General features: G+C 66.6%; 7 protein-coding genes. 1 reads left to right on the forward strand and 6 read right to left on the reverse strand.

All coding sequences use genetic code 11. The features are described 5' to 3' along the window. Positions 1-45: 45 nt before the first annotated feature. On the reverse strand, positions 46-2760 hold the full coding sequence (locus E3O67_RS13940; RefSeq protein ID WP_167726656.1) for an excinuclease ABC subunit UvrA: 2715 nt from the start codon (positions 2758-2760) through the stop codon (positions 46-48). A gap of 369 nt (positions 2761-3129) precedes the next feature. Here E3O67_RS13940 and E3O67_RS17045 point away from each other — a divergent pair, with 369 nt between their 5' ends. Further along, positions 3130-3297 carry a hypothetical protein gene (locus E3O67_RS17045; protein ID WP_167726658.1) on the forward strand — a complete coding sequence of 56 codons (168 nt, stop codon included), beginning with the start codon at positions 3130-3132 and terminating at the stop codon, positions 3295-3297. Positions 3298-3565: 268 nt separating this feature from the next. Here E3O67_RS17045 and E3O67_RS13945 read toward each other — a convergent pair whose 3' ends face one another. The 5 genes from E3O67_RS13945 to E3O67_RS17050 form a co-directional block, all read right to left on the reverse strand. After that, entirely contained in the window at positions 3566-4570 is a 1005-nt protein-coding gene (locus E3O67_RS13945; protein ID WP_338145386.1) for a hotdog domain-containing protein, read from the reverse strand. Positions 4571-4682: 112 nt separating this feature from the next. Then, the gene (locus E3O67_RS13950; protein WP_134428708.1) at positions 4683-5165 is read right to left on the reverse strand and encodes a heme-degrading domain-containing protein; all 483 of its coding nucleotides are present in this window, start codon (positions 5163-5165) and stop codon (positions 4683-4685) included. Positions 5166-5345: 180 nt separating this feature from the next. Further along, positions 5346-5678: a hypothetical protein gene (locus tag E3O67_RS13955; protein ID WP_167726660.1), complete on the reverse strand. Its 333-nt coding sequence runs from the start codon at positions 5676-5678 to the stop codon at positions 5346-5348. 244 nt (positions 5679-5922) lie between these two features. Continuing rightward, positions 5923-6603, reverse strand: a complete 681-nt coding sequence (locus tag E3O67_RS13960; protein WP_135102970.1) for a GAF and ANTAR domain-containing protein — start codon at positions 6601-6603, stop codon at positions 5923-5925. Between the two features lie 499 nt (positions 6604-7102). Then, complete coding sequence (locus E3O67_RS17050) at positions 7103-7273, reverse strand: hypothetical protein (RefSeq protein WP_166786933.1); 171 nt, start codon at positions 7271-7273, stop codon at positions 7103-7105. Positions 7274-7440: the final 167 nt, after the last annotated feature.

A 7440-nucleotide genomic window follows, 5' to 3' on the forward strand; every position in this document is an offset into this window, starting at 1 on the left:
CGCCGGCACGTACGCCTCCCAATCTATGGCACGCGCCCGTCTGGACTAGCCGCCCGCGAGGCGGCGGGCGAGATAGGGAGCGGTGCGGCTGCGCGGATGCCGCGCGACGGCATCCGGGGTTCCGGTCGCCACGATCTCGCCGCCCGCATCGCCGCCGGCCGGACCCAGGTCGATCACCCAGTCGGCGGCGGCCACCACGTCGAGGTTGTGCTCGACCACGATCACCGTGTTGCCGGCGTCGACCAGGCGTCCCAGCTGGGCCAGGAGGAGGCGGACATCCGCGGGGTGCAGGCCGGTGGTCGGCTCGTCGAGCAGGTACATCGTGTGGCCGCGGCGGGCACGCTGCAGCTCGGTGGCGAGCTTGATGCGCTGCGCCTCGCCACCGGAGAGCTCGGTGGCCGGCTGGCCGAGCCGGAGGTAGCCGAGCCCGACCTCACGCAGGGTGGCGAGGCTGCGGGCGGCAGCCGGTACGTCGGCCAGGAAGCCGGCGGCCTCCTCGACGCTCAGGCCGAGCACCTCCGCGATCGACTTGCCCTGGTAGGTCACCTCGAGGGTCTCCGGGTTATAGCGCGAGCCCTGGCAGGCCGGGCAGGGCGTGTAACTGCCGGGCAGGAAGAGCAGACCGACGCTCACCGAGCCCTCGCCGAGACAGGTCTCGCAACGGCCACCGGCCACGTTGAAGGAGAACCGCCCGGCGCCGTAGCCGCGGCTGCGCGCCCCCTCGGTGGCTGCGAAGGTCGCGCGCACCGCGTCGAACAGTCCCGTGTAGGTCGCCAGGTTGGAGCGCGGGGTGCGGCCGATGGGTTTCTGGTCCACGCGCACCAGCCGGCCCACGGCCTCCAGCCCGCTGATCCGGTCGACCCGCGCGCGCGGCTCGGCGACGCCGGATTTCTCGTCTGCGGCGTCGGCGTCTTCGTCTGGCTCCGAGGCAACGGATGCGTCGGCGTCCGGATGCAGGGCGAGCCGCACCGCATCCGCCAGTACCTGACTGACCAGGGTGGACTTGCCCGAACCGGACACCCCGGTCACCGCCGTCAGTACGCCGAGGGGGAAGGTCGCGTCGACGCCGCGGAGATTGTGCCGGGTGACGCCGTGCAGCCCCAGCCAGCGATCGGGCGTGCGCAGGGCGTCGGGCCGGGGCGCCTCCGGCGCGGTCGGCACCGGCTCCGCTTCCGGCTCGGTCGGGACCGGTTCCGCTTCCGGTTCCGCTTCCGGCGCGGTCGGGACCGGTTCCGCTTCCGGTTCCCCTTCCGGCGCGGACGGGAACAGGAACTGCCGGGTGACCGACTCCGGCACGTCGGCCAGACCGGCGATCGGACCGCTGTAGAGCACGGCGCCGCCGCCGGCCCCGGCCAGCGGCCCAACGTCGACGACCCAGTCGGCCCGTCGCACGATGTCCATATTGTGTTCGACGACGAACACCGAATTGCCGGATGCCTTCAGCTGCTCCAGCACCAGCAGCAGCGGTTCGGCGTCGGCCGGGTGCAGCCCGGCCGAGGGTTCGTCGAGCACGTAGATCACGCCGAACAGTCCCGAACGCAGCTGGGTGGCGATGCGGAGGCGCTGCATCTCGCCGGGGGAGAGGGTGGGCGTCGCGCGCCCGAGGCTCAGGTAGCCCAGGCCGAGCTCGAGCAGCACCTCGATGCGGGCGAGCAGGTCCCGGGTGAGGGTGATCGCGGCCTCCGTGGGCTCGGCGGCGTGCGGGTCTCCGGCACCAGGGGCAGCACCGGGCTCCGCGGGGCCATCGCCGGCACCCGGCAGAAGCGTCGGCCGTAGCAGTTCGGCGAGCCCGGTCAAGGGCAGCAGGTTGAGCTCGGCGATCGACCGGCCGGCCACGGTGACCGCCAGGGCCGCGGGAGTGAGGCCGCTGCCGTCGCACAGCGGGCACGGGCCGGATTCAACGAAACGCAACGCGCGTTCCCGCTGGCTCTGGCTCTTCGAGTCGGCCAGGGTGTGCAGCACGTAGCTCTTGGCGCTCCAGAATCGGCCCTGGTACGGCTTGGCGATCCGGTCGCGCTGCGGGGTGACCTCCACCACGGGCTGCTCCTCCGTGAAGAGGATCCAGTCCCGCGCCTCACGCGGCAGGTCCCGCCAGGCGGTGTCCACGTCGTAACCGAGGGTGATCAGGATGTCCCGAAGGTTCTTGCCCTGCCAAGCGCCCGGCCAGGCCGCGATGGCGCCGTCACGGATGCTCAGGGTCGGGTCCGGCACGAGGGTTGCCTCGGTCACGGTGTGCGCCGTGCCGAGGCCGTGGCACCGCGGGCAGGCGCCGGCCACGGTGTTGGGGGAGAAGGAGTCCGACTCGAGGCGCGGGGCATCCGTCGGGTAAATGCCGGCTCGGGAGTACAGCATCCGCAGCGAGTTGGACAGGGTGGTCAGGGTGCCGACGCTCGACCGGGAGCTGGGGGCGCCCCGGCGCTGCTGCAGGGCGACGGCCGGCGGCAGCCCGGCGATCTCGTCGACCTGAGGGGTGTGGCCCTGCTGGATCAGGCGGCGGGCGTAGGGCGCAACGGACTCCAGGAAGCGGCGCTGGGCTTCCGCGAAGATGGTGCCGAATGCGAGTGACGACTTTCCGGATCCGGAGACCCCGGTGAAGGCGACGATGGCGTCCCGGGGAACATCGACATCCACATTGCGGAGGTTGTTCTCCCGCGCCCCGCGAACCTGCACGAAGCCCGTGAACGGCGTTGGCTCCACGATGTTCCCCGGCGCAGCTTGGGTCGAGGCGGTGGTTCCGACGGAAGGGAGAGGCGGTTGCATCCGGTCGACTCTAGTCCGAGCGTCTGGGCGGATGCCGGGCTGCGGCTGGTGGGGCTCACGGGCGACGCGGTACACTGGTCCAACTGCGATCCCGTCCACTGATGGTGGTGGGTCGGTACTCATCTCGATGCCCAACCGTGACAGATCCCGATGTTCAACCGTGTCAATCTCGATCGCTCCTTCATTGAACCAGGCTCAGCGGCGTGCCGTTCAGACCACGTTTGAGACTGAGAGACCTATGGCCGATACAACCGGATCTACCGTTACCCACTACGTTTCCCAGCTTCGCTGGGCGGCCCTGAAGCGCGAATTCCTGTCGCGCCAGTCCGGGCAGACCACCGCGTCAGACAACGGGCGAGGCTGAGCATCATGGCCGACCGCGCCGACTCCGCCGAGCAGGCCGAGCAGGCACCTGCCAACCAGGTGTCGATGCCCCGCTGGGCCGAACTCAAGCGTGCCTACGTCGCGCGGCTGCCCAAGAGCGACCGCGCCGCTCTGGAAGCCGCTGCCGAGCGCGCGCACAACACCCAGGGCTGACCCGCCGGAGTCATCCGTGGGCCCGCCGCATCCCCGCACGTGTCCCACCTCATCCGCCGCCGAACCAATTCGACGGAGATTTTCGCATGAGAGCGCTCTTTCGCTCCAAAACACACTGTCTAGAGCAAAATCTCCGTCGAATTCGTTCGGGTAGCGAGGGCTCGTTCGGGTAGCGAGGGCTCGATCGGCTAGGGCGGGCGCAGCTTCGCGAGGGCAGGCGCAGCTTCGCGACGGCAGGCGCAGCTTCGCGACGGCAGGCGCGGGTCGGCTAGGGCAGGTGCAGGTGGTCGACGGGCATCATGACCAGCGGCGCGCGGAGTTCCATCAAGTCACGGGCGTGTTGGTCGAGCCGCTTGTCCTCCGCGGTGATCAGCGTCAGCGGTGCCACCGGCTCGGCGTGCCCGTCGGCCCCGATCGCTACGAAAATGCTCATGCACTGCGTCGTGAGCTGCAGATCGTGCGGCGTGCGCGGGCTGCCGGAGCGCACCCGGATGCTGATGTGCATGCTGCGCTTGCCGGTGTGGATGAGCCGAGCATCCACCTCGACTATGTGACCGATCTGGATCGGCCGGTAGAAGTGGATGCCACCCGAGTAGACGGCCACGGCCGACTCGGAGCTCCAGGCCGCAGCTGTGGCGAACGCGGCCTCATCGATCCATCGCATCACGGTGCCACCGTGGGCGTTGCCGCCCCAGTTCGCGTCGGCGGGAGCCGCCAGGAAACGGAACACCGTGCGCGGCGTCGTGCCGTCATCGGTATATTCCTGTGAACGCATAACCGTTTGGATGCGCTTGCGTGGCTCGAGCCGAGCCGTCGCGTTCTGCTGCAATTCCCGATCGACGTCGGAGTGGGGTGCCCACGTCGGCACCTCGTGCGGCTTGCCGGCGTCATCGACGGCGACGAAGACGAGGATGCAATGGGTGGCCGGACTGTATTCCCGGGCCCGGACATCCGTGGTCTCGACCGTGACGAGCACATGCATGCTTGTGCGCCCGGTGTGGATGATGCGGGCGTGCACCTCGACCAGGTTGCCGGAGCGGATCGGCCGGGTGAAATGCACGTTACCGACGTACGCGGTGACCGTGTCGGAGGCGCTCCAGCCCACCGCGCAAGCATAGGCCGCCTTGTCGATCCACTCGAGCACGCTGCCGGCGGCGACGGTTGAACCCGAGGCTGCGACGTCGGCGGGAACGGCCATGAACCGCAGGGTGATGCGGTCGTCGGGCATTCCTGCGTCGGACGGCGGGATCGAACGGGTGGGTGCGGCGGTCACGGATACTCCAGCGGAAGCAGGTCGGAGGCTTCGGTCCAGACTTTCACATCCGGGCCCGGGGCGCTGCAGGTCAGCCGGGCGTCGGTCGGGGTGCGGGCAGGCCGAGTGCCGGTCAGCCGTGGGTGCTGCGGTGTTCCTCGAGAACCTCGACGACGAGGTCGTGGTCCTCGCGCTGGGCCAGCCCGGAGACGCCGACGACGCCGATGAGCGAGCCTCGCACGCGCAGCGGGAAGGCTCCGCCGTGCGCGGCGTGCGTGTTCGGGTCGAGGTTCGACTCGGTGCGGAAGTCGCGGGAGTTCGCCCGGAAGCGCGTGCCCACGGCGAAGGAGGAGCTGGCGAAGCGCCGCACCACCCGGAACTTGTTCTCGAGCCAGGCGTCGTTGTCGGCGCAGGCGCCCGGTAGCGCGGCATGGAAGACGCGCTGGTCGCCGAACGTGATCGACACGGCGATCGGATGCTTGCGGTCGTTGCCGAGTTCGACCAGCCGCGACCCGACGGCCCAGGCGTCGTCCACGTCGAAGGAGTCGAACTGAAGGATGCGTTCCTGCTCGAGGAGCAGCGGGAGGAGCTCTGCGGCGTCGTGCGCGTCGGTCATCGCAGGCCTTTCGGGTTGAGTCAGTCGGCTGAACTGAAGGTGAGCGTCTCGATCCATGTCGGAACGCCCAAGGGCCAGTCTTCCACTCATGCAACTGGGTATCCTAGTTTTCAGTTCTGGGCTACGGGGCTGGTGGTGCGTGCTCCGATGGAGCCAGGGCGGGTGAGCGCCGCGGTCACGCTATCTTTTTGCATCCTGCGCTACTTTGAATGACGTTCGGGCTAGGCGCTCTGCCTGAGCGTAATACTCGGCGTGGCGCTCCGCTGTCCCAATGATGATCGACCAAGGCGAGCCTTCAAGCCCCGACAACAGGGCCGCATGTTGCCAAACGTACAGCCACAGGCCACACATGGCCTCGTCGACCGCGGCCGAGGACTTCAGATAGTGATTGCAGATCGCAAACGTCGGAACACACAACTGATCGTAGATCAGGCCGAACGCAGCTTGACTGCCCGAAGCCATGCTCTGCATCAGCTTCCGCTGATCGGTTGCCTCGAACAATGGCGTCACCACACTATTCCGCTTCGAAAGCCAGCATCAGATTCCACTACGCCACACAGGAGGCCTCCGCAGCTGGAATGCCCGGGCTCACGGAAGGAGAGGGGCAAAAGCTTGTCACCGGTCGATCTGGACCCGATGCCGGTAGAAGTGACATGCCCACAGCACTCGCCGCTGACCCAATCCGGCGCCACTCTTGCCGTAGAAAACACACCCTGTAGAGGGGCGTGACCAAGACACATCCGAACGGTCTTCAAAATCATCTAAACCTGCCTCGACTATCCACAATTTTCCTGGCGATTTCGCTCAGCCGCCTATCCGTCTTCCGCGCATGAGCGCGCAAGAGTGAGAACGCGACGCCCATTGGCACGCCATACTGCTGAGCGAGGACCCCTTTGGCGAGCTCTATCGTCACCCGAGCGTCGAGTGCTTGCTGCAATTCCTCGTCGAGGTTGGCCGTCGCGACACGGACCAAGGCTTCGATCGACGCAGCATCTTTGTCATTCATTGGGCCAAACTCCTCCAAAAAGAGACACAACACTCCGAGGATGTGTCCCCGGAGACGTAAGGGGACCAGGTGCGCCGCCTGGAACCCGCGGGCTTCGGCGATGGCAGCGAACGTAGGCCAAGCGCGCCAAGATGCAGCGATGTGGGGCACATCCAAAGTTTCACCGGTTCGAAACGCCACCAGGCACGGCCCCTGTTCAAAGCCCAACTGCGCTTCCTCGACGTCACCGCTTCTCTCCTTCGAAGAGGCGACAACGTGAAGGTGTTGATTGCTATCAGCTAACAAAATTCCGGCTTCGACAACACGCGTGAGCGAGGATGCGCCATGCATCAAAAGGTCGAGGGTATCGCTGGCTTCGTGACCCGATATAGAAGTATCCGCGAGTGCCCTCCTGACCCCGACTACAACCTTTCCGTCGTTGGGCAGACTCATTGGCGAACGCGACGCCTGACACTGACGCTCCACAATTTTTTCATCGCGACCTCAGACCAATTACGCCCGCCCCGCGCTGAGGGCATCGTGCCCGCCTGAGCGGGCCCAGCTGCAGCCCGCCAGGCAAACTTTAGAAATCCGGACATATCCACTTCCTGCGGGTTGAGGCGGGCGGTGATCAGAATCTGATCGGTGGTACCGCTGAAGGCACGACCATCTTCAGCTGTCGACACAGGGTGCACCGTGTCGGCCGGCACCATAAGGCCGTCTGATGCACCGGGATTGCCCAGTGGTCGTCGTTGCTTTCGTGACCGCGCGTTCCTGACTTCGCCAGACCCAGCTGATGAAGTAGCCGACGTTGACGAATGCGACCCACTACGAGGCGTGCTCTGCACCAAAACCCTAACTATCGACGCCCATGTCGACGACCGCGACCGCGATCAAGACTTCCGCGAAAAATAATGACCCATACGCAAAATTCGCCGGGGCTGAACAAGGTCTACGAGGATCGTTTCGAATCGTGCACGGCGATCTCCGCGACCCAAATGGCGATGACTTCAGTTAGGTCGGCTGAGAACTGCAGTTCACTGCCGCGCGCGGCAGACTTTGGCAACGCCGGCCGGTTATCGAGACCATTCATCGGATCAAGCACAGGAGTGAGCACGGTCATGCGTTCACCGGCCGTGGAGATCCGGACTCTGCCCTTGATGCCAAGTGCGTGACCACCTCGCGAAGTGCTGTGAAGGTGGTCCAGCGAAAACCGCCGCCGATTTCCATCACTTCGAAACTCTCGTTTCGTTGCTCTACGCAGCCGAGGAGTCCATCAAATTTGCCGAC

It is taken from the genome of Cryobacterium sp. TMT3-29-2, assembly GCF_004564305.1.
GTDB lineage: Bacteria > Actinomycetota > Actinomycetes > Actinomycetales > Microbacteriaceae > Cryobacterium > Cryobacterium sinapicolor.